23 protein-coding genes are annotated in these 25471 nt (G+C 46.2%); 10 read left to right on the plus strand and 13 right to left on the minus strand.

All coding sequences use genetic code 11. From position 1 onward, the window contains the following. Positions 1–31 precede the first annotated feature (31 nt). Entirely contained in the window at positions 32–475 is a 444-nt protein-coding gene (locus OU793_RS11810) for a DUF1249 family protein (RefSeq protein ID WP_005482022.1), read from the minus strand. Next, on the minus strand, positions 475–1125 hold the full coding sequence (nudF, locus tag OU793_RS11815) for an ADP-ribose diphosphatase (protein WP_005497056.1): 651 nt from the start codon (positions 1123–1125) through the stop codon (positions 475–477). Before nudF ends, OU793_RS11810 begins: the two co-directional genes overlap by 1 nt. A 229-nt stretch (positions 1126–1354) precedes the next feature. Between nudF and tolC the strand changes: the two genes are divergently transcribed. Further along, entirely contained in the window at positions 1355–2719 is a 1365-nt protein-coding gene (gene tolC, locus OU793_RS11820; protein WP_005497054.1) for an outer membrane channel protein TolC, read from the plus strand. A 222-nt stretch (positions 2720–2941) separates the two neighbouring features. Here the strand turns inward: tolC and hldE are convergent, their stop codons facing one another. The 3 genes from hldE to OU793_RS11835 all read right to left on the minus strand — a co-directional run bounded on the left by hldE (position 2942) and on the right by OU793_RS11835 (position 8658). After that, a complete protein-coding gene (gene hldE, locus OU793_RS11825) occupies positions 2942–4372 on the minus strand; it encodes a bifunctional D-glycero-beta-D-manno-heptose-7-phosphate kinase/D-glycero-beta-D-manno-heptose 1-phosphate adenylyltransferase HldE (protein WP_005497052.1) in 1431 nt (476 codons plus the stop codon). A 77-nt stretch (positions 4373–4449) separates the two neighbouring features. After that, on the minus strand, positions 4450–7293 hold the full coding sequence (gene glnE, locus OU793_RS11830; protein WP_005497050.1) for a bifunctional [glutamate--ammonia ligase]-adenylyl-L-tyrosine phosphorylase/[glutamate--ammonia-ligase] adenylyltransferase: 2844 nt from the start codon (positions 7291–7293) through the stop codon (positions 4450–4452). Positions 7294–7401: 108 nt separating this feature from the next. Next, positions 7402–8658, minus strand: a complete 1257-nt coding sequence (locus OU793_RS11835) for a methyl-accepting chemotaxis protein (protein ID WP_005455439.1) — start codon at positions 8656–8658, stop codon at positions 7402–7404. 48 nt (positions 8659–8706) lie between these two features. On the opposite strand from OU793_RS11835, the gene OU793_RS11840 reads away from it, so the two are divergent. After that, positions 8707–9525, plus strand: a complete 819-nt coding sequence (locus OU793_RS11840) for a potassium channel family protein (protein WP_005455438.1) — start codon at positions 8707–8709, stop codon at positions 9523–9525. Between the two features lie 62 nt (positions 9526–9587). Here OU793_RS11840 and OU793_RS11845 read toward each other — a convergent pair whose 3' ends face one another. After that, positions 9588–11123 carry an inorganic triphosphatase gene (locus OU793_RS11845; RefSeq protein ID WP_025538085.1) on the minus strand — a complete coding sequence of 512 codons (1536 nt, stop codon included), beginning with the start codon at positions 11121–11123 and terminating at the stop codon, positions 9588–9590. A gap of 212 nt (positions 11124–11335) precedes the next feature. On the opposite strand from OU793_RS11845, the gene OU793_RS11850 reads away from it, so the two are divergent. The 3 genes from OU793_RS11850 (at position 11336) to OU793_RS11860 (ending at position 14195) form a co-directional block, all read left to right on the plus strand. Beyond that, the gene (locus OU793_RS11850) at positions 11336–12016 is read left to right on the plus strand and encodes a TIGR00153 family protein (RefSeq protein WP_274647775.1); all 681 of its coding nucleotides are present in this window, start codon (positions 11336–11338) and stop codon (positions 12014–12016) included. Between the two features lie 130 nt (positions 12017–12146). Then, positions 12147–13406 carry an inorganic phosphate transporter gene (locus OU793_RS11855; protein ID WP_005479165.1) on the plus strand — a complete coding sequence of 420 codons (1260 nt, stop codon included), beginning with the start codon at positions 12147–12149 and terminating at the stop codon, positions 13404–13406. Positions 13407–13583: 177 nt separating this feature from the next. Beyond that, entirely contained in the window at positions 13584–14195 is a 612-nt protein-coding gene (locus OU793_RS11860; protein WP_005455434.1) for a TIGR04211 family SH3 domain-containing protein, read from the plus strand. 93 nt (positions 14196–14288) lie between these two features. Here OU793_RS11860 and OU793_RS11865 read toward each other — a convergent pair whose 3' ends face one another. Then, on the minus strand, positions 14289–14972 hold the full coding sequence (locus tag OU793_RS11865; RefSeq protein ID WP_025543200.1) for a general secretion pathway protein GspB: 684 nt from the start codon (positions 14970–14972) through the stop codon (positions 14289–14291). Further along, on the minus strand, positions 14972–16591 hold the full coding sequence (locus OU793_RS11870) for an ExeA family protein (protein ID WP_005455431.1): 1620 nt from the start codon (positions 16589–16591) through the stop codon (positions 14972–14974). Before OU793_RS11870 ends, OU793_RS11865 begins: the two co-directional genes overlap by 1 nt. A 138-nt stretch (positions 16592–16729) precedes the next feature. On the opposite strand from OU793_RS11870, the gene OU793_RS11875 reads away from it, so the two are divergent. Beyond that, a complete protein-coding gene (locus OU793_RS11875) occupies positions 16730–17950 on the plus strand; it encodes a multifunctional CCA addition/repair protein (RefSeq protein WP_140103146.1) in 1221 nt (406 codons plus the stop codon). A 96-nt stretch (positions 17951–18046) separates the two neighbouring features. Here OU793_RS11875 and OU793_RS11880 read toward each other — a convergent pair whose 3' ends face one another. From OU793_RS11880 to folB, 3 genes are read right to left on the minus strand one after another with little or no spacing between them, the layout of a single operon-like run. Next, complete coding sequence (locus OU793_RS11880) at positions 18047–18850, minus strand: undecaprenyl-diphosphate phosphatase (RefSeq protein WP_005497040.1); 804 nt, start codon at positions 18848–18850, stop codon at positions 18047–18049. A 15-nt stretch (positions 18851–18865) separates the two neighbouring features. Then, entirely contained in the window at positions 18866–19348 is a 483-nt protein-coding gene (gene folK, locus OU793_RS11885) for a 2-amino-4-hydroxy-6-hydroxymethyldihydropteridine diphosphokinase (protein WP_023584970.1), read from the minus strand. Further along, the gene (folB, locus tag OU793_RS11890; RefSeq protein WP_140103147.1) at positions 19345–19704 is read right to left on the minus strand and encodes a bifunctional dihydroneopterin aldolase/7,8-dihydroneopterin epimerase; all 360 of its coding nucleotides are present in this window, start codon (positions 19702–19704) and stop codon (positions 19345–19347) included. Before folB ends, folK begins: the two co-directional genes overlap by 4 nt. 248 nt (positions 19705–19952) lie before the next feature. On the opposite strand from folB, the gene plsY reads away from it, so the two are divergent. Next, positions 19953–20564 carry a glycerol-3-phosphate 1-O-acyltransferase PlsY gene (gene plsY, locus OU793_RS11895; RefSeq protein WP_005479185.1) on the plus strand — a complete coding sequence of 204 codons (612 nt, stop codon included), beginning with the start codon at positions 19953–19955 and terminating at the stop codon, positions 20562–20564. A gap of 21 nt (positions 20565–20585) precedes the next feature. Here the strand turns inward: plsY and OU793_RS11900 are convergent, their stop codons facing one another. Beyond that, a complete protein-coding gene (locus OU793_RS11900; RefSeq protein ID WP_025500414.1) occupies positions 20586–21401 on the minus strand; it encodes an alpha/beta fold hydrolase in 816 nt (271 codons plus the stop codon). A gap of 157 nt (positions 21402–21558) precedes the next feature. Beyond that, positions 21559–22575, minus strand: coding sequence for a tRNA (adenosine(37)-N6)-threonylcarbamoyltransferase complex transferase subunit TsaD (gene tsaD, locus OU793_RS11905; RefSeq protein WP_140103150.1), 1017 nt, complete (start codon positions 22573–22575; stop codon positions 21559–21561). Positions 22576–22805: 230 nt separating this feature from the next. On the opposite strand from tsaD, the gene rpsU reads away from it, so the two are divergent. From rpsU to dnaG, 3 genes are all read left to right on the plus strand, one after another. Continuing rightward, positions 22806–23021 carry a 30S ribosomal protein S21 gene (rpsU, locus tag OU793_RS11910; RefSeq protein WP_001145625.1) on the plus strand — a complete coding sequence of 72 codons (216 nt, stop codon included), beginning with the start codon at positions 22806–22808 and terminating at the stop codon, positions 23019–23021. A 28-nt stretch (positions 23022–23049) separates the two neighbouring features. Beyond that, positions 23050–23493: a GatB/YqeY domain-containing protein gene (locus OU793_RS11915; protein WP_140103148.1), complete on the plus strand. Its 444-nt coding sequence runs from the start codon at positions 23050–23052 to the stop codon at positions 23491–23493. 148 nt (positions 23494–23641) lie between these two features. Next, positions 23642–25402, plus strand: coding sequence for a DNA primase (dnaG, locus tag OU793_RS11920; RefSeq protein ID WP_020904246.1), 1761 nt, complete (start codon positions 23642–23644; stop codon positions 25400–25402). Positions 25403–25471: the final 69 nt, after the last annotated feature.

Below are 25471 nucleotides of genomic sequence, written 5' to 3' on the forward strand. Positions count from 1 at the left end.
TTCTTGTTATTTTCCTTGAATGACGTGACGATCAATTGAAGGCAAGCGGCGTTCTACTAATGCCACTTCGTAAACAAAACGTCAGCCATTCACCAAGGAACGTATTAAGTTGATGCTTTTCATCTCTCTGCATCAACTGGTCATTGGGATAATCATATTTAGCTTTAATGCGTGAGAACTCTCCGCTTGAGCATACTTCAGCCACTCTCGCATCGTGATAAAGCCTGACAGACATCGTCGGCAAAGGAAACACTGGCGTTTCATCACTCTGACATATCTCAACAACTGTGGTGTATTTTGTGATTTCATTCACGGTCAGTTGGTAAACCATGTTCGCCGCTTGATAGCAACGCACATCCCCAACCTCAGCAGAGACAGGCAGTAAGGCATTTAACTTAGCGTAATTGGTCTCATAGGTTCTCATCAGACCCGCTAAATCAACATGATATCGCTGTTTTTCAGCCACCTGCGCCATTACTTACTCTCCACTATTTGGGGATATCCCCATTGTGACCTCAACTCTTGATGGTTTAATTGCAACCATTGCAACGCAATAATAGAAGCACCATTCTCAAATATTCCGTCTTTCACCCATTGGTACGCTTGTTCACGACTTAGCACATGAACTCGAATGTCTTCATCTTCATAGTCTAAACCATGAATGCCGTGCGCTTTAGAAGCATCAACTTCACCAACAAACACATCCAGTTTTTCAGAGCATCCACCGGAAGAAGGATAATAAGAAGTGACTGATGCCACTCGCCCTACGGTAATGCCTGCTTCTTCTTCGGCTTCACGGCGAATCACCTCTTCTGCGGATTCATCGCGATCGATCATACCGGCGACAATTTCTAGCTGCCAAGGGTGTTCATGTTCCAATGCGCCAATGCGGATCTGCTCAATGATAACCACTTGATCCGTTTTAGGATCGTAGGGCAGCATTGCTGCGGCATGGCCACGCTCGAACATTTCTCGTTCCACCACGTCGCTCCAACCACCAGCGAATAGCTTATGCTTAAAACGGTACTTCACCATTTTAAAGAAGCCTTCAAACACAGATTCTTTCGAGATGATTTCTACGTCTCGTGAAGTAAACTCATCTTGTCGTTTGTCACACTGTTGCATTCAACACCTCTCTGAGTGAATCTTGTAGTTTACTCATTGTTAATCACTTGCTCAAAGGACTTGGCTCAACTTTTTGTACAATAGTTATAATTTATTTTAAGTCTGAGTCAAAAATTTATTGCACAGATGGATAATTACGTGTAAAAAAGTGCAAACTTTAGAGTAAATATCGTTCAAATTGAGTTAAACTACTGAGAATTAACCAATCTATTGACCGCGGGAATAGAAAATGAAAAAATTGCTTCCACTATTTATCAGTGCAGCGCTAGGTGGCATAAGTTCTTCTGCATGGGCAGATTCTTTAGCTGAAATCTACGACTTAGCAAAGCAAAATGATCCACAATTGCTCAGTGTAGCAGCACAGCGTGACCGAGCTTTTGAAGCAATCACCTCTAGCCGTAGTGCTCTATTACCACAAATCAACCTAACTGCGGGTTACAACCTAACTCGTGGCGACACCGACTACGACGATAGCGCTTTAGGCAAATCATCAAACGATCAAGACGCCTTAACCGCTGGTGTTAGCTTTTCTCAAACACTTTATAACCGTGCATCTTGGATTTCTCTAGACACAGCAGAGAAAAGCGCTCGTCAAGCAGACGCAACTTACGCAGCAACCCAACAAGGTTTGATCCTTCGTGTCTCTCAAGCGTACTTCGAAGTATTGCGCGCTCAAGACAACCTAGTATTTGTTCGTGCAGAAAAAGCAGCCGTTGGTCGCCAACTAGAACAAACAAAACAACGCTTTGAAGTTGGTTTGTCGGCAATTACTGACGTTCACGACGCACAAGCTCAGTACGATGCTGTACTAGCGGATGAAGTGTTGGCAGAAAATGACCTGATCAACAGCTACGAATCGCTACGTGAAATCACAGGTCAAGAACACAAAAACTTAAACGTTCTTGATACTAACCGTTTCTCTGCGACTCGCACTAGCAGCCCAGCTGAAACATTGATCGAAGAAGCGAAAACGAAGAACCTTAGCCTATTGTCAGCTCGTATTTCTCAAGACATCGCGCGCGACAACATCTCACTAGCTAGCTCTGGTCACCTACCAACTTTATCTCTAGATGGTGGTTACAACTACGGTGATTATTCAGGCACAGAAAGTAACTACAACAGTGGTCTTGGCCGTAATGCAAATAGTGACCGTACAAGCGACGGCTTCAATATTGGCGTTAACCTAGCAGTGCCACTTTACACTGGCGGCAACGTGACATCACAAACCAAACAAGCTGAGTTTGCGTACGTTGCAGCAAGCGAAGATCTTGAAGCTCAATACCGTAGCGTAGTGAAAGATGTTCGTGCACAAAACAACAACATCAACGCTTCTATTGGTGCGTTAAAAGCGTATGAGCAATCGGTAGTTTCAGCGAGATCTGCGCTAGAAGCGACAGAAGCAGGTTTTGATGTAGGTACTCGTACTATCGTTGATGTTCTAGACGCAACTCGTCGCCTATACGATGCGAACAAAAATCTTTCAGACGCTCGTTACAACTACATCCTGAGTGTTCTTCAGCTTCGCCAAGCGGTTGGTACACTAAGCGAACAAGACATCTTGGATGTGGATGCAGGTTTGAAACCAGCGAAATAACGTTCAGTTATACAATGAAATTAAAACGCCAGTTGATTCTTCAACTGGCGTTTTTTGTTGTCTATCATTCGATGCAAATTACCTAACATTGTACGCCTAGCGATTATCTCGCAAATGCATTGCCATACCAGAACGTAACGTAACGTAGGACAGCAAGCATAGAAAAACAAAAAGGCCGCTTTGCAGCGACCTTTCAGATAGTGTTGTTCAAAGCAGTAAGGCTTAGCCTTTGCCGCCTTTAATTGCATTGATGATTTCGCTGGTTGAGCAACCATCTTCAAAGTTCAAAACACGAACTTCACCACCTGCTGCAATCACTTCTTTACCACCGGCAATCTCTTCTGGTTTGTAGTCACCGCCTTTAACTAACATGCTTGGCAGCACTTCAGAGATAAGACGCTGTGGCGTATCTTCACTAAACGGTACAACCCAGTCAACTGCACCTAAACCTGCCAATACTGCCATACGGCGATCGGTTGGGTTTACTGGACGACCAGGGCCTTTTAAACGCTTTACAGACTCATCAGTATTTACTGCGACAATTAAGCGATCACCTAGCTCAGCAGCATGGTTAAGGTAAGACACATGACCAGCGTGAAGAATATCAAAACAGCCATTAGTCATAACGACTTTCTCGCCACGAGCACGTGCTTTTTTCACCGCTTCGATCAGTGCTTTTTCTGAGATGACACCAAAGTCGGTATCTTGACTACCATGAACCGCTTCTGCCAATTCAATTTCAGACAGCGTCGACGTACCCAATTTACCCACGACAACGCCAGCAGCTGCATTAGCAAGTGCACACGCTTCTTCAAAAGATTTGCCTGCCGCAACCGATGCTGCAAGTACAGAAATCACCGTGTCGCCAGCACCTGTTACGTCGTAGACTTCTTTCGCTTGCGTTGGTAGATGGAATGGCTCTTGGCCGCGACGAATCAACGTCATACCGTGCTCACTACGTGTTACCAATAGCGCTTCAAAATCAAACTCTTCAACAAGTGCCAGTGCTTTCTCTACCAGCTCTTGATCCGATTTCACTTTACCGACCACATCTTCAAACTCTTTCATGTTTGGTGTCAGTAGAGTTGCACCGCGGTAACGTTCAAAGTCCGCACCTTTGGGATCGATGAAAACAGGAATATTCGCTGCTCGCGCTTTCTGAATGTACGCTTGAACGTGCTCTAGAGAGCCTTTTGCGTAGTCAGACATGATCACCGCTTTCACGTTTGGTAGCGCTGCATCCATACGAGACAGAACCGGGGTCGCGTCGGTATTCTCAAACTTATCTTCGAAGTCAAGACGGATAAGTTGCTGGCCACGGCTCATAACGCGTAATTTAGTAATGGTTGGATAATCAGGCAACGCAACAAAATCACACTTCACGTTCAATGCGCTGAGTGTTTCCGTTAGCACTTTTGCTGGCTCATCTTCACCAGTCAGACCAACAATGTGAGCATGACCACCTAGTGACGCGATGTTCATCGCAACGTTCGCAGCACCACCCGGACGCTCTTCATTGTTTTCTACTTTTACAACAGGTACTGGTGCTTCTGGCGAGATACGTCCAGTTGGGCCATACCAGTAACGGTCTAGCATGACATCACCGATGATGAGCACACCAGCGCTGTTGTAATCAGGTAGAATTGGTTTCATTATTGGTCTCCAAAAATTAAATCGTGGTGAGTTTAGCACAGCCTTTTTCTAGGCTGAACCTTGAGCACTACTTCTACTTAGGCGAACCACTGGTTCCATGCTTGCTTCACCCATTCTCTTTCTGCAACAAACTTATCTTCAACCACATCTGCATCCAAATTAAGTAGGTTTCTGTGATGTATTTCGTTACGCATCGTCGTATACGCGCGTATCAGTTGCATCGCTTGGTCTTCTTCCATGACACCTTGAGCAATTAGCGTTTCATATATTCGGACATTGTCACACCAACGCGTAAGCTTAGGTTTCTCGTGACTATAGTTAAGCACCAAATATTGAGCCAGAAATTCGATATCGGTAATACCACCGACGTCTTGCTTGATCATGAAGCGACCAGATTTCTTACCGCCTAAATGATCGCGCATTTTTTCGCGCATCTCGACGACTTCTTTTTTCAACGTTTGCTCATCACGCGGTTTACACAACACATCATGACGAGTGTTATGGAAAGCAATCGCCAATGGTTCATCACCATAAATCATGCGAGCGCGCACTAAAGCTTGATGCTCCCAAGTCCACGCATCTTGATGTTGATAATCATCAAACGCATCGGTTGGACTCACCAACAGGCCGGACGCACCAGAAGGACGTAAGCGAGTGTCCACTTCGTATAGAATGCCTGATGCGGTGCGGGTTGAGAAAATATGGATGATGCGCTGTGCTAAACGAAGGTAGAACTGGCGGCCGTCAATTTCCTTCTTACCATCGGTGTATACATTAACTGGGCAGTCGTGCATAAAGACGATATCTAAGTCTGAGTTGTAACCCAACTCCCATCCACCGACTTTACCATAACCGATCACGGCAAAGCCTTTGCCTTCACGGTCTTTCACGTGTGTTGGCTCGCCGTATTTTTCAGACACTTGAAGCCACGCTTGGCTGACCACCGCTTCAACAATGGCTTCTGCTAGATAAGTTAAGTGATCACTTACTTTCATGACTGGCAGCACGCCAGCGATATCCGCTGCGGCAATACGCAGAATACAAATTTGCTTAAACTGACGCAGCGCTTCCATTTGCTGCTCCATATCATCTTCGGGAATACGGGCAAGGAAATCGCGCAATTCAGTGCGATAGCTATCTAGTGGAATTGGGTTGTACAGCTGTTGAGGATCTATCAACTCATCCAGAAGGATTGGATAACGAGACAACTGTTCGGAAATCATTGGACTTGCGGTACACAAGCGCACTAACTGTACCAATGCAGCAGGATGCTCATCCAACAATTCCAAGTACGTCGTGCGCGTGCAAATATTGTGCAGCAAGTGCAATACTCGCGGTAAACCAAATTGAGCGTCTGGGTGGGCAAACACCGCGTCAAACACTTTTGGCATCAAGCGATTTAAGACTTCTCGCCCACGGGGGCCGAGCGTTTTCTTGGCCAAGTCGGCTTTAAAGTTGATGATAGCTTTAGAGAATATGGCCGGCTCTTCAACTTGAATGTCCTGCTCTAAAATCAGTTCTAGCACATCTTGTTTATTGGCCATATCCCATAATTCATGGAAATGACGAGCAATCGTGCTGCCCTCATCTTCTTCGTCGTCACCAATCAAGGTTTCAAATACTTGATGCACTTTGTTCATGTGCTGCTGAGTTTGTTCGATGAGCAGATCCCACGACTCTAGTTGCATCGCAGTTGCCAGTTTTAAACGCTCAATGTCGCAATCGGGCAGCGTTTGAGTCTGCTTGTCTGCCATTGCTTGCAGTAGATTTTCTAGCTGGCGTAAATATTTATATGCCGCTTCCAGATTACTGACTTCTTGCGGGGTTAACAGTGCAAGCTCTTCAATACCATTTAAGGTTTCGAGCAAGCCACGATTGCGCAAAGATGGCTCTCGCCCGCCACGAATCAGTTGGAAAACTTGCGCGATAAACTCAATTTCTCGAATACCACCAGCGCCCAGCTTGATGTTGTTGGTTAAACCGCGACGTCGCACTTCACTGCTGATCATTGATTTCATACGGCGCAACGACTGAATCGCACTAAAGTCGATGTAACGACGGAACACAAACGGACGCAACATTTTGCGTAGCTCTTGATATTGCGGATACATTTCGCATCCCATCACGCGCGCTTTGATCATCGCGTAACGTTCCCAGTCTCGTCCTTGCTCTTGGTAGTAATCTTCCAACGCAGCATAGCTCATGACCAACGGGCCGCTTTCTCCAAATGGACGCAACCGCATGTCGACGCGATAACAAAAACCATCAAACGTCTGTTGATCGAGTGCTTTGATGATCCGCTGACCAAGACGAGTAAAAAACTGTGCATTGGCGATACTGCGGCGGGCACCTTGGGTTTCGCCGTTTTCAGGGTAAGTAAAAATCAGGTCGATATCGGAAGAGAAATTCAGTTCACCGCCGCCTAGCTTGCCCATCCCAATGATCAACATCGGTTGAGCTTCACCCTCTGCATTTGTTGGCGTTCCCCATTCTGCGCAGCAAATTTTGTATTGCCATTGGTATGTCTCAAAGATCATCGCCTCTGCCAATTGGGACAAATGCCGTAATGACTCTTCAAGTGTCCAAGCATGTAAGAAGTCTTTCCACGCGATGTAGACCATTTCTCGATTTCGGAACTGACGCAGAACGCGATGACCAGACATTTCATCTGGGCATTCTGCCAATAAAGCGGCCAGACGGGTGCGATAAGCTTGGTGTCGGCTAAGCTCACTTAACATCGTTGGTAACTGCTGCGCGAGAGCCTCGTCACGGTGAATGGTTTCCGTAATAAATTGGCTCAACGCCGAGACGTAATGAAACTGCTCTACGACCTCATTTGGCCATGATTGAAGGTAACCCGCTTCTTGGGCATTTTGAACGGCAGATTCGGCGACAGAGACCAGTGACGAAGGCAGCTGCATGTTTCTTCCTTGTGTGAAAAGCACGGTGATTCATTCTTTATACCAGACTTAAAGCAAATAAAAACGCCCACAAAAGGTTTGTGGGCGTTTTATCAAATCCAATTCGCTTTATACGCTAAATGACTTAATCTTCTTATCTAGCTCTTCGGCATTACTTTGCATCATTTCAGAGGTTTCCAGTAACTCTGTGACCACCACGACCGATGCTTCAACCAGCTCACGAACGTTCGTTAAGTTCTGGCTCATTTCTTCCGCTACACTGCTTTGTTGTCCTGAAGCGGTGGCAATTTGGAAGTTCATGTCGTTGATTTGTGTTACTTGAGCAACGATGCCATCAAGCTCACTACCCGCGTTAGAAACCAGTTCCACGCCTTCAGCAGCTTCGACAACACTTTTCTCCATCAAATCAACCGCAGAAGTCGCGCTGGCCTGTAGCTGAGTGATCATTTCTTGAATTTCCACCGTCGCTTGTTGCGTGCGCTGCGCAAGGTTACGAACTTCGTCCGCCACCACAGCAAAACCACGCCCAGCTTCACCAGCACGCGCCGCTTCAATCGCCGCATTCAAAGCAAGCAAGTTGGTTTGCTCAGAGATGCCTTGAATCGTACCCACTACGCTACCTATCGACTCAACACGCTCTTCGACTTGGTTTACGGCTTGTGCAGAAGAAGCAATATCTGAAGATAGCTCGCTCATTTTCGCCACTGTGCTTTGCAAGAACTGTTGACCTGTCACGGCTTGCGTGGAAGCCTGTTCCGTCAAAGAAGAAGCCGTTTGAGCATGATCGGCCACCGTTTGTACGGTCGATGACATCTCACTCATGGCCGTCGCCAGTTGGTCAATCTCGTTGAACTCTTCTTGCGCCGACTCTTTAGTTTCTGACATGCTCAGCGTCATCACTTCCGTCAGTGTCGCTAGCTCGTCGGATGCGTTGATTTGCATTTGAATCACGTCATGCAGTTGGCGACGCGTTTTCTCTAGCTCTCGTGCCACATCTCCGTATTCATCTTTACAGTCCATACCAAACGGTACCGACAAGTTTTTGCTCGCCATTAATTTGATGGCTTCATTGAGATACTGAGTTTGGCGCAGCATTACGCGTGCGGCGGCCAATAGTAAAGCCACAAAAACGACGATAAGTAGCGCGGTCTGCCACACGACTTGAGTCAAATACGCTTCGTAATGTTGTTGAGCAACTTGCGCATTTTGAGTGGCTGCTAAAAGTGAATCGTAAAATGTGTTTGCGTCCCAAAGTTGTTTTGCCACGATCAGAACGGTACTGAATACCATCAACATGACCATTTTCGGTACAAGTCGAATGTCGGATATGACCCTTTCCCATGGCTTGAATGCCAGCTTTTCCATTGTCAGTTCTCCACTGAGTCTTATATAGTTTTTACATCTCTTATAGTTATGTTTGCGCTTGGGTTCTATCACGCGATTTATTTCGAGCTTCGTATGAAAAATAATGATATCAAAGACAGCACTCGACCGATGGGCCTGTTGTCACTAATCTTGTCCTTTATGGCGTTATTTGTGATCTCTGGCCTGTTGTTTTTTCCAATTGATAACGAAACCCGTCAAGTTCTTATCGGTCTGGATTTTATAATCTGTAGTATTTTTCTATTGCAGCTCACCATTGATTTGATCCGCTCCACAGATCGACGTTCATTTATTAAGCTGCATTGGATAGATTTTGTGGCCAGCATCCCAATGATCGAGCCATTACGCTTTGCTCGCATCTTTCATATTTTGCGCGTGGTGTTGGTGCTGCGCTCTTCAAAGTTCATTCTGCATCAGCTCAAAGAAAACCGCCGAGAAACGACCGTCGCTTCTATATTGCTGTTGATGGTGATCCTCATAACGCTCGGTTCCACCGCCATGCTGTTTATCGAAGCCAAAAACCCAGCTGCGAACATCCGTACTGGAGCTGATGCTTTGTGGTGGGTCTTTGTGACCATCTCCACTGTGGGTTACGGCGATCATTATCCAGTGACCTCTGGAGGAAAGTTTTTAGCCGTCATCATCATCGTTTGTGGAGTGGGGATCTTCGGTATGATCTCTGGTGTGATTACGTCGATTTTAACCGCTCCGACTAAACAGCAAGATCACCGTTCTAAGAACAAAGAGCGGATGTTAGAACAGCTATTAGAACAGCAAGAACAAATCCTTGAGCGACTAACTCTTATCGAAGAGGAAATGCAGCAACGCAAAATTCAGACAAAAAAATAGGACCTATCGGTCCTATTTCTCTTTAAATTAATGAAGATAACGCTACTTTGCGCTCACTTATCTTATTTTTCACGCCAGTACGGCTGAGTCTCTACGCTGATTGCTCTTGTTTGATCCATTGCATGAAGAATCGAACGCTCTTGGCGGTGCAGCCAACGCTCTAGCTGTTCTTTCTCTTCATTTTCCAGCATATCGACCAAAGGCAATAGATGGTTCAGCATCAACAGATCATCAATGCCATGCACTAAGTCAGCCCAAGGAAGGCGGAAACTATTACGCTCGTCGAAGTTGTACAAGCTCGCAAAACCAATTCCAGTGTAAAGGTTACGCAGCAGACGGTAACGCTGATCCACATACTCTTGCGCAGACAAATCACGCTCTGCAGGGAAAGCTTCCATCAGCTCAGCCCAAGTGCGATCCAATTGCGTCACCGAAAACGGCATGATGTTGCTTGACATCTTCTCGCGCGCTTTCTCATCCAAGAATGGCTGCCAGCCACGTGCTAAGATCCAGCGGCTAAGATCCAGCAGTAATCCTGTGTAACGCGCCGAACTCAGCAATGTCAGCATCTCTTCACGACTTGGCAACTCTTCCAACTGTTGAGTCAACTCAGAGACAAGGAACTTACGCGCGTCAAGTTTGCGCAATACGTTACCTTTATCATCAAGCAACTCTTCAAGGTGAGCATGTTCATCAAGCCAAACGAGCTCTTCTTCTAACCACTTCAATTCTTGACGCAAGATAGCGCTCGCACGACGAGGCACTACGCCACCAAAAATGGTCAATGTTTGGCGAATAAAACGAATGGCGTTACTGATTTCACGCAGCGCTTCCACACTGTCGCGCTCTGAGTAAATTTGTTCGTGGTAATGCCAATGCGATAAAGCATGTTCAAGTGAATTGATTAAGCAGTATTCAACGGTGTCTGTTTTGTTACTGTCCACTAAAGAAAGCGGCTTCACTTCGTCGCCAGTGTAACCAGTCGCTAAACGGTAGCCTTTTGCGGCTTTGCTCAAGTTACCCAGACGCATCCCACCTTGTTCGCAGAAACTGCGCGCCAAAGTAAATAGTGCATCGGTCTGGCCAGATTTGAGTTCAAGTTCGACTTCACAAATCGGTTCTTGTCTCTCTTCTCCGTCTTCCCCTTGCGCAACAACCATACCTTGGTCAAACGCGACCTCTACTTGGCTGCCATCTGGCATACCAATCAGCCACTGCTCACGCGTGAAGTTGGTCGAAAAAAGCGGAACTAACTCGGATTGTAGAGTCGCGACATCTTTGCCTGACGGCCAGATATCGGAAGGATGAAGCGAAAGATCCGGTTCATTATTTGTGTGCTCAGCATTGTATTCTGGTCTTTGATGTAAGCCTGCGACAACGCGTCCTGCGGTTTTTACGGTTTGGACGAAAACGTCATCAAAACGGCGAATTCTTAAACCAATGTCGTGCTGTCTTAGCCAATTGTCGGCTGTATCAAAATAGGTGTTACCCAAGTCACGACAACTATGCTGAAGTACTTTTGTTTCAGAAATTTTTGCTCGTAAAGTTTCTGAAAATTCAGGAGAAACAAAAAACTTCAGTTCTATCTCGGTTTCCATAGCTATACCTTTCAAAGCAGATAGAAACAGGATATTGCCTAATTTCTCGCACGGCAAGAAAGAAATATCACCCGAATGATGATCTAAAACAGTTTTAATGAGCCATTTAATGCGTTAACATGCGCGCCTTTATAGCCATCGTTCAACATTTCGCCAAGAACTAAGAAATGGTGTATGTTTTTTTAAGGTTATAGTTATTAGGTTGAATGACCATGCCAGTAAATACAATTATGGGGTTATTTGCAAAGTCCCCAATTAAGCCTTTGCAACGCCACGTTGTGTGTGTCAACGAATGTTGTTCACACCTGGTGAAGTTCTTTGAAGTTTCTTCAAAGGGTGACTGGGAAAAAGCATCTGAGATCCGTGCACAAATTTCTCATCTAGAGAAAGAAGCGGACGTGCTAAAACGTGAAATCCGTCTAAAACTGCCTCGCGGTTTGTTTATGCCAGTCGATCGTACTGACATGCTTGAGCTTCTGACTCAACAGGACAAACTTGCTAACCTGGCAAAAGACATTGCTGGCCGTGTATATGGTCGACAACTTGTCATTCCTGAGGCTCTCCAACCAAACTTCCTCGCTTACGTTCAACGTTGTCTTGATGCTGCTAACCAAGCGCAAAAAGTAATCAATGAACTTGATGAACTGCTAGAAACCAGCTTCAAAGGCCGCGAAGTGACGCTCGTCGCTGAAATGATTCATCAGTTGGACGTTATTGAAGATGATACCGATGCCATGCAGATTGAACTGCGCCAACAACTGATGGCGATTGAATCTGAAATGAACCCTATCGATGTCATGTTCTTGTACAAGATTCTTGAATGGGTAGGTGGTATTGCCGACCAAGCGCAGCGCGTAGGTGCTCGTTTGGAAGTGATGCTATCTCGATCTTAAAACATAAGTTAACGACATAACGAAGAGCATAATGAACACGTGTCAGATGGACGATGACTATTTTCACCGTCTTATGGTTTGGCGCGCGTAAAATTTTGCTCCGCTTGTTATAAAACAACTAGGTATTACGATGGATATCCTTGCGAACTACGGCACTGTCCTGATTATTGTTGCAGCGATTTTTGGTTTCATGATGGCGATTGGTATTGGCGCGAACGACGTTGCTAATGCGATGGGTACATCAGTAGGTTCAAAAGCGCTAACCGTAAAACAAGCTATCATCATTGCGATGATCTTCGAATTTGCGGGTGCATACCTTGCAGGCGGTGAAGTAACCGACACTATCCGTAAAGGTGTTATCGAAACATCTCTCTTTGCTAGCCAACCAGACATTCTTGTCTTCGGTATGATGTCAGCACTTCTTGCTGCTGGTACATGGCTACTGCTTGCTTCTTACATGGGCTGGCCTGTATCAACGACTCACTCTATCATCGGTGCAATCATCGGTTTTGCATGTGTGTCTGTAGGTACTGAAGCGGTTGACTGGAGCAGCGTTCAAGGGATTGTCGGTAGCTGGATCATTACTCCGGTTATCTCAGGCTTCTTTGCTTACGTCATTTTCGTCAGCGCACAGCGTCTGATTTTTGATACTGAGAACCCACTATTCAACGCAAAACGTTTCGTTCCTGTTTACATGTTCATCACGACAATGGTGATTGCACTTGTAACCATCAAAAAAGGTCTGAAGCACGTTGGTCTTCACCTGACTAACGGCGAAGCGTGGATGTGGGCAGTAGCGGTATCTGCACTTGTTATGGCTGGCGGCTACTTCTACATTCAGAAAAAATTCGCTAACCGTGAAGAAGACCGCAGCTTTGCTGGCGTAGAAGGTATCTTCAGCGTTCTAATGGTAATCACAGCTTGTGCGATGGCATTTGCTCACGGCTCAAACGACGTCGCAAACGCGATTGGCCCTCTTTCTGCAGTAGTATCGACTGTTGAACATATGGGTGAGGTTACAGCGAAAAGCACTATTGCATGGTGGATTCTTCCATTGGGCGGTATCGGTATTGTTGTCGGTCTTGCAACCATGGGCCACAAAGTAATGGCAACCGTTGGTACAGGCATCACTGAACTAACACCAAGCCGTGGTTTTGCTGCTCAGCTTGCAACTGCATGTACGGTTGTATTGGCATCAGGTACTGGTCTGCCAATCTCTACCACTCAAACACTGGTTGGTGCGGTTCTAGGTGTAGGTTTTGCACGTGGTATCGCTGCGCTAAACCTAGGTGTAGTACGTAACATCGTGGCTTCATGGATTGTTACGCTACCAGCAGGTGCACTATTGGCTGTCGTATTCTTCTACGGCATTCAAGCGATGTTCTCTTAATACATCCGTCAATAGAATGTAAGCGCTTTGTCATTATTGACTCAAACGCACAGAAAGGGAGGCTTTGCCTCCCTTCTTTGTTGCACCGAACTTTGAAACTGCATACTATTCGTCTATTTCCGGCTCCAATCATTCGGTGCCAACGCTGTATCCAAGAAAATCGTTAAGGGATTTACTGTGAAAAAACTAATCATCACGGTTTTGTTTACTTTGCTAGCAGCACCAGCGGCACTAGCAGCAAACCGTTATATTTCTGATGACCTATTCACTTTCATGCACTCAGGTCCAAACAACACTTACCGTATCATTGGCAGCATTAACGCTGGCTCTAAAGTTCAGCTTTTACAAGCCAACAAAGATACAGGCTACACGCAAGTTCGTGATGACCGCGGCCGCACTGGTTGGGTACAAAGCAAGTTTGTGACAAATCAAGAAAGCATGGCAATTCGCCTTCCTCGTATTGAGAAAGAGCTGTCAGAAGTGAAAGAACAGCTAGCAAATGCTCGTCAAACTTCTGATACCGAGAAAGCGGGTCTAGTAACATCACTAGAAACTCGTAACCAACAAATTACAGATCTAGAGAAAAAATACTCGGAGATCAGCGACCAGCTCACTTCTGTTGAAACAGAAAACCGTGAACTTCGCGCCAAGCTGGATACGCAAAAAGATGACATGCTGCTTAAGTACTTCACTTATGGTGGCGGTGTAGCAGGCCTTGGTCTTTTATTTGGTTTGATTCTTCCTCATATCATTCCACGCAGAAAGAAATCACCTGCAGGTTGGGCATAACTGCCCCGCAAACTACCGGTTTGCACATAGCGGATACGAAAAAGGCCACATTCATGTGGCCTTTTGCTTATCTAATGGTTTCACGCGAGAGCACTAACCATCCCATTCGTAAAGTGCAGGGATTCGGATTTGCTCACCTTGGAATTCGACAATGACAGCCTGCGGCTGAATCTCTTTCAGCGTGACTTGTCCATCCACCACATCCCCTTGGTGATACTCCACATTATTGATTTTCACCCAACGACGATTGGCGTCACTGGCATACATATGCGTTTGCAAATTAAGGGCCGGAAGACGTCCTTGCCACTGCTGCGCATTGCGCTCCAAGTCATTCACCTGTGACGGTGCAGAAGTCGGTGCATCGTTTTGAGACAGCGCATTTTCCACTTTTTTGGCGAGATCTGGAGACAAGGAAGACAAGTCTAGATCATCCAATGACAAACCTAAGTCGTCACGACGATGCGTAGATACTGTGCTCGTGACGGGAGTAGCCGTTGTCGGATCTGGAGCCTCACCCTCGTTGGCATACTCGGAGGGTTGCAAGAATGTCCCAATGTCGCGAGATAACTCGGCACTCGGCCATTCTCGTGGCAGTTGAGCAAGATCCGTTGATTCTGGATAATCTAAAACTTCAAATGGTTGTACGACTTCCGCCACCACTACCTCTGGCGTAACCGCTTGAGTCTCTGGCGTAAGCAAATCTAAATGCCACGCAACCGCAATCGCTGACACGCTAATAGGCACAAGAAAGAGTCCAACATGTTTGATGACTGACATTACGCCTCCTCCTTGTTAATGCTTGCTAGTGTTGGCGCATTAGGTTGCACACTTTGTTGTAAGCGCTCTAACGTGCGATGACCCGCAATGCCATCCACACCGATGCCCTGCCAACGTTGGAACAGTTCCACTCGTTCTTTTAACGCACCGTCAAAAATGGACGTTTCCAGTGGTGATTCACTCACCGCTTTGGCAAGCAATTGGTCAAGCACTTCTATCGCCGGCCCTTCCATATCTAAACGCAACGTCTCTTTAAGCGGCGCTTGCCACAATTCAATGATGTTGCCCTGCCACATTGGTTTCAGCCACGAAACAGGCAAACGCAGGCGCTGTTTGCCATTGAGCACTTCTACTTGGTCGTTGCCAACTGCATACAAAATCACGTAACCAACATCGCCTTGATAATTCAGCTCTAAAATAACCGGTCGATTTTGCTGCATCAGCAAGGGCCACGTTGCCATTTTTCTTTCACAACGCATGGTGGATTGAGGCTCAGACAAGCAAAGATTATCGCGCACTGATGCTCGATATCCCCAAAGGCGGTAAAGATCATTCACGGCAAGATTGGATTGTTTCTGCGCCAACAGCATATCGCGCTGTACATCAGTTAGCTGCTCACTTGCCATAAGAGGAGCAGGAGTAGACGAAGACGCAGCAACGGGTACTTCCGACATCGGAGCCTTTGGCTTCATTGGCATGTAATTTATTGCAGCCCAGCCGACACCAACCGCTGCCATTACACCAATAGCAGCCGATCCCCACGCTGGCCATGTAAAAGATTGACGAGGTTTATCTTGCTGGTAAATGTCCGCCTGAAACTGCATGACTTCTTCGCAGGCTTGTTGCACCGTCTGTTTATCGACAACGACACTGCCCTGGTGATAACTCATATTCAATGCTTTATCACAAATCAGGTTGATGAGACGCGGAATGCCATGGCTATACTTCGCAATCAACTTACTGGAACTGCGATGAAACAGTTGCTGATCGCCACCAGCCGTGTGCAAACGAAACGCGATGTAATCCGCAGTCTCTTTCTCATCAAGAGGTAACAGATGATAACGGCCAGTGATACGCTGTGCGAGCTGACGCAACTGCGTAGTCTGTAACAAGCGTTGTAACTCTGGCTGCCCTACCAACAGCACTTTAAGCAGCTTTCTGGTATCGGTTTCTAAGTTCGTTAACAAGCGCAGTTGCTCAAGTACATCGGCAGCAAGATGCTGAGCCTCATCAATGACGAGCAACGTCTGCCAACCCACCTTGTGGTTACGCAGCAAATAATGATGTATGACTTGGTTTAGCTGTTTTAACGTCGCATCCTGCGGATAAGAGATCTTAAATTCATCGCAAATCGCTTCTAGCAGATCTCGGCTCGAAAAAGTCGGATTGAGAATCAGCCCCGCTTTGGTGCTTTCATCTAAATTCGCGAGCATGGCTTTGGCCACTGTCGTTTTGCCTGTTCCTACCTCACCGGTCAGCATGGCAAAACCACCGCCGTCGCCCAATCCCGCATTGAGGTGCGTGATCGCTTCTTTATGACGTTGGCTTAAATACAAATAACGTGAGTTTGGAACAATCGAAAACGGCTGTTCAACAAACCCAAAAAAGTCCTTATACATTAGGATCTCCAGCTAAAAACCCATCCCAAAAGAATCAAATATGATGTAAACATAGTTGCATCTGTTCTTGGGAGTAAAGAAAAGTACCATTGCTTGCTACAATGTCCAACGTCATATCCATAAATTCAGAGGTAATTCGTGCAAGTTTATTTAGTAGGTGGCGCAGTTCGAGATCAATTGCTCGGCATTGACAGTTATGACAACGATTGGGTGGTAGTCGGTGCCACACCAGAAATGATGCTTGCTCAAGGATACACTGCCGTCGGAAAAGACTTTCCTGTTTTTCTTCATCCTAAAAATAAAGAAGAACACGCACTTGCACGAACCGAAAGAAAATCAGGCTCAGGTTACACGGGCTTTGACTGTTTCTTCGATCCAAGCGTCACGCTAGAAGAGGATTTGATTCGCCGTGATTTAACCATTAACGCCATGGCGATGGATGATAGCGGCCAGCTGTACGATCCTTATGGCGGTCAAACCGATTTGAATAATCGCATATTGCGTCATGTATCGGATGCTTTTGTGGAAGATCCCCTTAGAGTACTTCGGGTCGCACGTTTTGCTGCAAAACTTACCTCGCTGGGATTTACGGTAGCAAAAGAAACCATGCAACTCATGCGCGACATCGCAGACTCTGGTGAACTCAATACGCTAACCCCAGAACGCGTGTGGCAAGAGTGGCATAAATCGCTTTCAACGCCTCGTCCCGATGTGTTTTTATCAGTATTGCGAGATTGCGGCGCGTTAGCCGTCGTGCTACCAGAAATCGATGCGTTGTTTGGGGTGCCTCAACCTGAAAAATGGCATCCAGAGATCGATACGGGTATCCATACGTTGATGGTAGCAGAGCAAGCCGCAAAGCTGAGCACGTCACTCCCTGTTAGATTTGCCGCACAGGTGCATGACTTAGGGAAAGGCGTGACACCAGAGAGCGAATGGCCTAGCCATAAAATGCATTGTCATACCGGTTTAAAGCTAATTAAAAAACTGTGCGAACGTGTACGTGTACCGAATGAATTTAAAGATTTAGCGCTCATGGTCTGCGAGCAACACTCCAACATTCATCGCGCCGCTGAGTTAAAGCCGCAAACCATCATCAAAATCCTGAACAAGTTTGATGTATGGCGCAAGTCGGAGCGCCTAAAAGACATTCTAATTTGCTGCCAAGCGGATCATGCAGGCCGCAAAGGTTTAGAAGATCTACCGTATCCACAAGCGGATATTTTTATGCTGGCCTATCAAGCAGCGGCATCAGTAGATGTGCAAGCCATCATTCAGGATGGCTTCAAAGGTCCAGCTATTCGTGATGAACAAGAAAAACGACGTATTGAAGCGGTCAAAGTCGCTTTAAATAAGTAACGCCAAAATAAAAACGCCCGCTCAATTGAGCGGGCGTAAAAAAACCCAAAAAAAAACCCCCCCCCCAATTGGGCGGTTCGTTTTTGTTTTCAAGGATTAAGCACTAAGCAAGAATGCAAATAGGCCCACACCTAGAATCAGACGGTAAATCACGAATGGCGTCATTCCCATGCGTGAAATCATCTTCAAGAAGAAGTGGATACAGATGTATGCGCTAATAAATGAAGTCAGAATACCAGTCAGCAAAAAGCCTACGTGCACAGGCTCACCGCTGGTAACCAGCTTCATACCCAAGTAGCTACCAGCTAATGTGATGATAGGAATCGACATCAAAAATGAAAAACGCGCTGCCGCTTCACGAGTGAAGCCCAAATATAGAGCGGCAGTGATCGTTGCACCAGAACGTGAAGTTCCAGGGATCATCGCAAGTGCTTGAGCAATACCAATAAACACCGCTTTCTTCCAGCCAGTTTGGTACTCATCGGCAACAAGCTTGGCATTCTTATCCACCCACCAAAGCAACAAACCGAATACGATGGTGGTTGTCGCAATCACATAGGCACTGCGCAGGTAGACTTCGATAACGTCTTTCATCAGCAAACCGAACACACACGCCGGAATCGTCGCGATCACGATCATCCATGCCAGTTTTGCTTCTTTACTGCGGTCACCTTTGAAGATCGAAGCAAACAATGCTTGGAATAAAGTGATCACTTCGTGGCGGAAATAAATCACAACCGCCATCAATGTACCGACGTGTACTGCCACATCAAACGCTAGACCTTGGTCGGCCCAGCCGAAAATGGCAGAGGGTAGGATTAAGTGCGCAGAGCTGGAAATGGGCAAAAACTCTGTCAGACCCTGAATCAGAGCCAAAATAAAGGCTTCAAAATAACTCATGTAAACAACTCAAATTTAAAGTGAAAAAGAAACTGGTTTGAGTGAATCAACGGGCTGCATAGCGTGCCAAATGTCGGCTACAGTGCGTCCATCGCCGGGGATCACTAAATGAGGTTCGAGATCATACAAGGGCTTTGTGACAAAAGGATATTTGTAGATATCACTGCGAGGTAGCTCCGGTTTTTGTGTCGAGATGCACTCACCGAAGAGCACTATATCGAGATCCAGTGTTCGATCCTGATACTTTTGCGCATTTTCCTCACGCCCCCACTTATATTCAATCTCACGTAAGTGGTGACTCAACTCTTCGAGTGACAACTTTGTGCGCATCACAATCACAAAGTTGTAGAAGTTTTGGCTACTAAAGCCGATAGGTTCACATTCGTATATCGGTGAGACGAGGAGATCTTCGCCGAGCTTTTGCAACTCGAGATAGGCAACCTTAGCGTGTTGCTCTCTGTCTATGTTTGTCCCCACACCGATATAAGTGGTGATCATGCTTGGCCTCGTTCAATCACAACCCCAACAGATCGTGCCTGAGGAATGGCGCCCGGTTTCGCTAAACGAATCTTCACCCAAGGGACGCTGAAGCGTTGCATGATAAGTTCTGCAACTTCTTCCGCCACGCGCTCTACCAACAAGAAGCGACCATTTTCAATATGATTTAATACTGCTTCACTCACCTGTGAGTAATCTAAGGCATCTTGAACATCATCACTTTTACCCGCAGGCTTGTTGTCGTGCGCCATTTCAATATCCAGAACCAACTTTTGTTTAATTTGTTGTTCCCAGTCATACACGCCAATCGTAGTGATTACTTCTAACTGTTCAATAAATACTTTATCCAGAGCCATCTTATGTCCTTCTTTACAGAGGTCGGATACCCGTCAGGGGTAATTTGATCGTAATATTCTATACCTAAGTAACCTTTGGCTAGGTCATCGAAATGTTACTTAGGTATAAACTGCGCAGCATCTTTATATACAAGAACTCACATAATGCAAGCTCTATCGCAGAGAGTATTTCAGCTCACCGCTGAATCAGGCTATGATACCAACTACGCGGGAACTGAGCATTAATTTCCAATCCATCAAGGACTTCTATGGACGCACTGGCACTAATAATGACAATGGCCGCCTACTTACTGGGTTCTGTTTCCAGTGCGGTGTTGATTTGTCGCCTGTTAAAACTGCCAGACCCTCGTAACGTTGGCTCAAACAATCCAGGCGCGACCAATGTATTGCGCATTGGTGGAAAAGGCGCGGCCGTATCGGTGTTGTTGTGCGATATGCTCAAAGGGACGATTCCAGTTTGGGGGGGGTACTTTCTTGGTATCGATCCTATCATTCTTGGCGTTATTGCTATCGCGGCATGCCTTGGTCACATGTACCCAATTTTCTTCCACTTTAAAGGGGGTAAAGGCGTCGCTACCGCGCTTGGTGCCATTGCTCCAATTGGCTTAGACCTCACAGGCCTAGTTATGCTGACTTGGCTCTCGGTTGCCGTCCTGTTTCGCTACTCTTCCCTTGCCGCACTCGTCACTGTGTTAGTCACACCGTTTTATACTTGGATGTTCAAACCGCAATACACCCTGCCCGTTGCCATGTTGTGTTGTCTAATCGTGTTTAAACATCATCAAAACATTCGTCGTTTACTTTCGGGTGAAGAGCCTAAAATTGGTGAAAAGAAACTGACAGAAAAAAACTCGGCATAACGCCGAGTTTTTAAATGCATTTTAAGCGTGAACTTTGTTTAGGAAGCTCAACAGCATCTGATTCACAAACTCGGGCTGTTCAAGCGAACTGATATGACCCGCTTCAGGAATCTCCACCAACTCACTGCCCGTAATGCAGTCATTCATTAGGTAAGATTCAAATACCGGACGCGGCTTATCTTCTCGACCAACTGCGATCAATGTTGGCAGTGCGAATTTTTCTGCATCTTCAATCACATCACGTCGCCCAAACACCATGCGACCGATACGAGCAACCTCTACAGCTCGCTCACCTGTTAGCGATTCAAGGCTTTGTTTAAATGAAGCGACCAATTCTGGGTGAACTTGATCCGCGTTATTCGCAAAGAACAGTGGTGCAACGGCTTCGATAATAGGCTCAGGAACACCTTGAACTTGGCTGATGGTATCTAGCATCGCAAAGTATTTTTTATGCGTCACTTCTGGTTCCCAACCAATAAAGGTATCCATCAACACCAATGACTTCACTCGTTGCGGGGCTTGAGCGGTCAGTTCCGCGCCCCACATGCCGCCAACAGATAAGCCAACAATGGAAAATTCGTCGATTTCCAAATGATCCATTAGCGCCAGCATGTGTTGGGCATAATCAACTAAAGACGTGGTCGAAGCAGGAGCGGCGTCCGATTCACCATGCGCCCATAAGTCAGGCACAATACAACGATAGGACTGGCTCAAAACTTCAATTTGAGGCGCCCACATTTGGCAATCCCACAAATAGCTATGTCCAAACAGCAGCACAGGCCCTTCGCCTTTGTCTAGGTAAGCAAGTTGCTGACCTTCAATTTCAAACTTCTTCATTGTTATATCCATTTATTATTCTTCCGCGCCATCCTATCACTGAACACAAAGAAAACTGCTCACATCAGTCTGGAAATCTCGCGCCTTTTTCTTGGGAAAATAAACCACAAAAACAAAGGCCTCTATAAATAGAGGCCAGTCAATATACAAGGTTTGATTACGCGATTGGCGTTAGCTGGTCAATTGGCCAGCGCGGACGCGCTTCTACCGACATATCTGCAACTTCACCGTTCTTCAAACGTTGCATACCTGCATACGCAATCATTGCACCGTTGTCAGTACAGAACTCGGTACGTGGGTAATACACTTCACCACCGATTTTCTTCGCAAGCTTCTCAAGCTCTGCACGCAAGCGGCGGTTCGCACTTACACCACCAGCAATAACGATACGCTTCATACCGGTTTGCTCTAATGCACGCTTACATTTAATTGCCAACGTTGCACACACGGCTTCTTCAAAAGCGTACGCAATATCAGCACGAGTCTGCTCGTCATCGCCATTCGCTGCAATCGTGTTTGCCGTGAAGGTTTTCAAACCAGAGAAACTCATATCCAAACCCGGCACATTGGTCATTGGTCGTGGGAACTTAAAGCGACCCGGAGTACCTTTCTCTGCTAGCTTAGATAACAGAGGACCGCCTGGGTAATCTAGCCCCATCAGCTTAGCCGTCTTATCAAATGCTTCACCAGCTGCATCATCAATGGATTCGCCTAGAATCTTGTATTCACCAATGCCTTTTACTTCCACCATCATCGAGTGACCGCCAGAAACCAACACCGCCACAAATGGGAATGGTGGTGGGTTGTCTTCTAGCATTGGCGCAAGTAAATGACCTTCCATGTGATGAACAGGAACAGCAGGCACACCCCATGCGTAAGCAATACTGCGACCGATGGTTGCACCCACTAGCAAAGCACCAACCAAACCAGGACCGGCCGTGTAAGCCACGCCGTCGATGTCTTGGGATGTTAAGTTTGCTTCTTTTAGTGCCCCTTTAATAAGAGGAATGGTTTTCTTTACATGGTCACGTGAAGCCAACTCTGGCACCACGCCGCCGTAATCCGCGTGAAGTTTTACTTGGCTGTAAAGCTTGTGCGCCAACAGGCCTTTTTCATCGTCGTAAATCGCGATTCCTGTCTCGTCACAAGAGGTTTCGATACCAATAATGCGCATGGTTTTCTCAGTATGCTTTCTGTATAGAGGAAATTTGGGCGTCATATTACCTCGCCTTGGTGCTTCAAACAAATTTTGTACAGACAATAAACGACAAAAGGCTTTACAAAGCTGTTGTGATCGGATTAAAATTCCGCACCATTTTTGATCAAGCTGGTAAGTGACCAAACAATTATGATTTGGTCTGTTGAATGCCAGCGTTAACGAATAACCCCTGAGGTGAAAGGCATATGCCAGTAGTTAAAGTACGTGAAAACGAACCGTTCGACGTTGCTCTACGTCGTTTCAAGCGCTCTTGCGAAAAAGCAGGTATCCTTTCTGAAGTGCGTCGTCGTGAGCACTACGAAAAACCAACTACAGTTCGCAAACGCGCTAAAGCAGCAGCTCAAAAGCGTCACGCTAAGAAGCTAGCTCGCGAAAACGCTCGTCGCGTTCGCCTGTACTAATAACTGAGCTCCCAAAAGGAATTTAGTTATGGCTCTCATTGATCAACTCAAAGAAGAGCAAAAATTAGCGATGAAAGCCAAGGACAAATTGCGCCTTGGTGCTATTCGTTTAGCCTTAGCAGCAATCAAGCAACGTGAAGTTGACGAGCAGATCACTCTGAACGATGACGACATTCTTGCTGTGTTGACTAAAATGGTTAAGCAACGTCGCGACTCTGTTACGCAGTACGAAGCAGCTGGTCGTCAAGATCTTGCTGATGTGGAACAAGCAGAAATTACAGTTCTTGAGGAATTTATGCCTCAACCACTGACAGAAGAAGAAGTTGCTGCTCTTATCGAGAAAGCAATTGCAGAATCTGGTGCAGCTGGCATGCAAGACATGGGCAAAGTAATGGGCGTTCTGAAACCACAAATTCAAGGGCGTGCAGATATGGGTAAAGTAAGCGGTTTAGTTCGCGCTAAATTGGCTTAACACCCCACCCAATTGCAGCAAGCCGTGCTATCCTTTGGAACGCACGGCTTGTTTGTATCTGGCAGAATGGAATAAAACAAAGTCTCGCACATGCTTTTCTCTATAACCCATTCACACCAATCATGATTTTTCTTTTTTGTTAGGTTTTATGGCTGGACACATCCCTCGCAGTTTTATTGATGACCTTCTAGCTCGGCTTGATATTGTCGATATCATCGACGCACGCGTGAAACTTAAGAAAAAAGGCAAAAACTACGGCGCTTGTTGCCCATTCCACAACGAGAAAACACCGTCATTCAGTGTGAGCCAAGAGAAGCAGTTCTATCACTGTTTTGGCTGTGGTGCACATGGCAACGCCATCGACTTTATGATGGAGTTTGAACGCCTAGAGTTCGTTGAAGCGATTGAAGAACTTGCCTCTTATCTAGGTTTGGACGTTCCTCGTGAACAACGTAGTGGTGGCGGTGGGCAGTTCAATTCTGGACCGCAAGCAAGTAGCAGTGAAAAACGCAGCCTATACGATTTAATGGGTAGCATTGCCCAGTTTTACCGTAACCAACTCAAACAACCTTCGAGCAAGGTCGCGATTGAATACCTAAAAGACCGTGGTCTATCTGGTGAAATCGTTCAGAAATTTGGCATTGGTTACGTGGCTGACGAATGGGATTTAGTCCGTAAAAACTTCGGCCAGAATAAAGACAATCAAGACATGCTTGTCACTGGCGGCATGCTGATTGAAAACGACAAAGGCAACCGTTATGACCGCTTTCGTGGTCGTATTATGTTTCCAATTCGTGATCGTCGTGGTCGAGTAATTGGCTTTGGTGGTCGAGTACTTGGTGAAGGTACACCAAAATATCTCAACTCACCGGAAACGCCAATATTCCATAAAGGCAAAGAGCTTTATGGCCTGTACGAAGTGTTACAAGCGCATCGTGAACCAGCACAAATTTTGGTGGTTGAAGGCTATATGGACGTTGTCGCTCTGGCTCAATACGGCGTAGATTATTCCGTCGCGTCGCTAGGCACCTCGACAACGGGCGATCATATTCAAATGTTGTTCCGCCAAACCAATACCGTGGTGTGTTGTTACGATGGCGACCGAGCAGGTAAAGAAGCGGCATGGCGAGCGCTAGAAAACGCACTTCAATTCCTCAAAACTGGGAACACATTGAAGTTCTTATTCTTACCTGATGGGGAAGACCCTGACAGCTACGTTCGTAAATACGGCAAAGCAGCGTTCGAGCAACAAATAGAACAAGCGACACCACTATCGAGCTACCTTTTTGACAACTTGATTGAGTTACACCAAATCAATTTGGGTAACAACGAAGGTAAGTCTGCGTTGAGAGCATACGCTAGCGCCTTGATTGACAAGATTCCTGACCCATACTTTCAGGAGTTGCTCGAAAAACTATTAGATGAGCGCACGGGGTTTGATAACCGCCTACGTCAGCCTCGTAAAAAGATAAGTGAAACTCGACCTCAACCGCACAAAGAGATCAAACGAACTCCTATGCGTGAGGTTATTGCTCTACTTATTCAAAATCCGAGCTATGCTCAAATGGTACCGGACCTTTCCTCAGTGAGAGACTTATCCATACCAGGCCTAAGTTTATTTGCAGATGTACTTGATAAATGCCAGGCGCATCCCCATATCAACACAGGCCAATTATTAGAGCACTGGCGCAACAGCCAGAATGAGGCACTTCTGTCTCGTCTTGCGAGCTGGGATATTCCGCTCGACGAAGACAACCAAGAAGAAATATTTTTAGACTCACTGGATAAAATTATTGCCCAGTGCGTAGAAAAGCAAATTGAAAACCTGCAGGCCAAAGCAAGAAGTGTCGGTTTATCAGCCGAAGAGAAAAGGGAGCTGCTAGCACTTATGCTAGATTTAAAAGCGTAACCCTGTTTAATTAGTCAGCAACAATTTAATTTGTTATAGTAAGTGGTTTGCATTTCGCATACTGATTCC

This window comes from Vibrio sp. VP6 (assembly GCF_028823755.1).
Classification (GTDB): Bacteria; Pseudomonadota; Gammaproteobacteria; order Enterobacterales; family Vibrionaceae; genus Vibrio; species Vibrio parahaemolyticus.